This is a genomic window from Empedobacter falsenii (assembly GCF_019308355.1).
In the GTDB taxonomy this organism is placed as follows: Bacteria; Bacteroidota; Bacteroidia; order Flavobacteriales; family Weeksellaceae; genus Empedobacter; species Empedobacter falsenii_B.
Genome location: NZ_JAAGKM010000086.1, coordinates 1 through 2,649, shown reverse-complemented (window position 1 = coordinate 2,649; position 2,649 = coordinate 1). Strand labels below are relative to the sequence as shown.

Annotated in this window: 2 protein-coding genes; both read left to right on the top strand. The window is 28.2% G+C overall.

The genetic code is table 11. The annotated features are described in order from the left end of the window. The first annotated feature begins 541 nt into the window (after positions 1–541). A complete protein-coding gene (locus G0Q09_RS14745; RefSeq protein ID WP_219035456.1) occupies positions 542–2,260 on the top strand; it encodes a hypothetical protein in 1,719 nt (572 codons plus the stop codon). Positions 2,261–2,265: 5 nt separating this feature from the next. Next, positions 2,266–2,538, top strand: coding sequence for a hypothetical protein (locus tag G0Q09_RS14740; protein WP_219035455.1), 273 nt, complete (start codon positions 2,266–2,268; stop codon positions 2,536–2,538). The last annotated feature ends 111 nt before the right edge of the window (positions 2,539–2,649 follow it).

The following is a 2,649-nucleotide window of genomic DNA, read 5'->3' as shown; positions in this document are numbered from 1 at the left end:
TGCCTTGATTTTGTTTTGATAAGATCTTGACGATCTGAACTTCTGTAAAATTGCTTTGTTTCATAATTATCCCTAAGTTAATAAACTATATTTTTAAACGTTCCGTTTTTTAGGGAAGATTACACATCCTTTATTAAAAGATTATTTTGAAAAAAACCGATTAAGATTAAGATTAGATGGTATTAGATTAAATGATTCTAGTAATAATCAAATTAGTAATTATAAGTTTGAATATTTTGAAGGAGAATTACCTAGTAGATTATCATATTCTCAAGATTTATATGGCTATTATAATGGACAAAATAATTGCAGTTTAATTCCTATACAAACTTATAATTATTTTTTTAACTCTGTAGCATCTATAGTTACTAAAGGCGATGCAAATAGAACACCTTATATTGAATATAATAAGATAGGAGCTTTAAAAAAAGTAATATATCCAACAAAGGGGACAATAGAACTTGAGTATGAAAATCATATTGTTTCTGCTACCAATGATTATAATGAATATAATCCAGAACCTATTTTAGTTGAAAAATACATGAATTGGGGTGTTGAACAATCTGTAGATGATCAAGGAATGATAAATCCTAATCCTGATTCATATATATATGAATTTAATTTGACTAAAGATGGAATAGTAAATATATTTACTTTTATAGATACAAATCGCCCAAATTATTTAGAAGCTGGACCAGATATGTATACTGTATATTTAGAAAAAGTAGATGTTAATGGAAATGTAATATCTTCAACTCTCTTAACAAATGGAAATAGTGGAATTCAACTTAATTTAACTTTTGGTAAATATAGAATTAACGCATATAGATCTTCAAATGCAGTTGGATATGACCCATATTTAGGGTATACAGGTTATATGAAATATTATGATATTGAAGATGTTATAAATGCAGATTCAAATTTTAAAGAAACTTTAATAGGAGGGTTAAGGATAAAACAAATTATTAATAGAGATTTTGATGGTTCTATAGTTTTACAAAAAAAATATTATTATACGCATAATAATATTTCATCAGGTATTTTATTTGGGTCACCTATAAGAAGAGAAAATAACTATTATAAAGAAATTCACAAAATACATGGCACAATCTCCTTTCCTTTACAATTTGCATCAGGTTCAAGAGTATTATATAGTACAGTTATTGAAGAAAATATAGATAATATAAAAAATATCTCAAATAAAACAGAATATTATTTTAATCATGATTTAGGAGAGGTCGGAGAATCAAACGCTATCTACAGACAAAGTACTCCTAATTTTAATTGGAGACTTAATAAAAATTCAAATGTTGAAACTTATTTAGGTAATAATCTAATTAAATCAATATCGTATGAACATTCTATTAAAAATTTTGAATTAAATTCTGAATATGGTATAAGAATAAGACCTAAAAATAAAATTTATTTTGGAAATGCTGGAACAAACATTTTTTATTATACAGATTATGAATATGAATACTATCCATTCTATACAGAATTTCCTTACCTAAAAAAAGAAATCACTAAAGAATACCTATCAGGCGGTACTGTAACAACGGAGAAAAATTACGTATATGGTGGCGCAAAACACAATCAATTAACCGAAGAAAATACAACAAACTCAAAAGGAGAAACAATCAAGAAAACATACAAATACGTCTCTGATTATAATGCTGATCCTTCTACTATTTTAGGAAAAATGGAAGCCAAAAATATGATTGTTCCAATCGAAACAAAAGTTTTTAATGGTGCTACTCCAATTTCTGAACAAAAAACAGATTATTTTGAACCGTATACAGGAATAATTCTTCCTCAATATGTTTATGCGAAAAAAGGATCAGGAATTGCTACAACCGACCGCAAAATCACGTATAACAATTACGACAACCAAGGTAATCTAACGCAATATACGTTAGAAAACGGTATTCCTGTATCGATAATTTGGGGTTATGGAGGTCAATATCCAATCACTAAAATAGAAGGAGCATCTTTATCTGAGGTTAATGGTTTTATAAGTGCTTTACAAACCGCTAGCAATAATGGTTCATTAACTAAAGATTCTTTTAATAGCCTACGTTCTTCTTTACCTAATGCGATGGTAACAACGTATATTTATAAACCACTTGTTGGTGTAACAACGATTACGGGGCCAAACGGTATTTCTGAGCTATACAATTATGATGCTTCTAATCGTCTGCAATCTATCGTAAATGATAAAGGAGAAACGTTAAAAACTTTTGAATACCACTATAAAAACTAAACTTTATGAAAAAACTCTATCTCTTTTTTCTAATACATCTTTTTGGGTTTAGTTTAGCTCAAAAAGTACTTAATTCACCTTCTTCTGGAGGGGTTGTCACAGATAAGTCATCTATTTCATTACAACCTGGTTTTAGTTTCAAAGCTACTTCAGGCTCTTCTTTTTCTGCATTTATAGATGCAAATGAAAATGGAACCCCTGATTATGTAGAAGCTTCTATGCCTTCTTTAGGGGAGAATTATATTAAAACGATAGAATGCCTTTGTAATCTTCCCTAAAAACCGGAACGTTTAAAAATATAGTTTATTAACTTAGGGATAATTATGAAACAAAGCAATTTTACAGAAGTTCAGATCGTCAAGATCTTATCAAAACAAAATCAAGGCAAA

Excerpts from the sequence above, each read along its gene's own strand:
- G0Q09_RS14740 (WP_219035455.1), top strand. The coding sequence starts at position 2,266 with ATGAAAAAACTCTATCTCTTTTTTCTAATACATCTTTTTGGGTTTAGT.
- G0Q09_RS14745 (WP_219035456.1), top strand. The coding sequence starts at position 542 with ATGAATTGGGGTGTTGAACAATCTGTAGATGATCAAGGAATGATAAAT.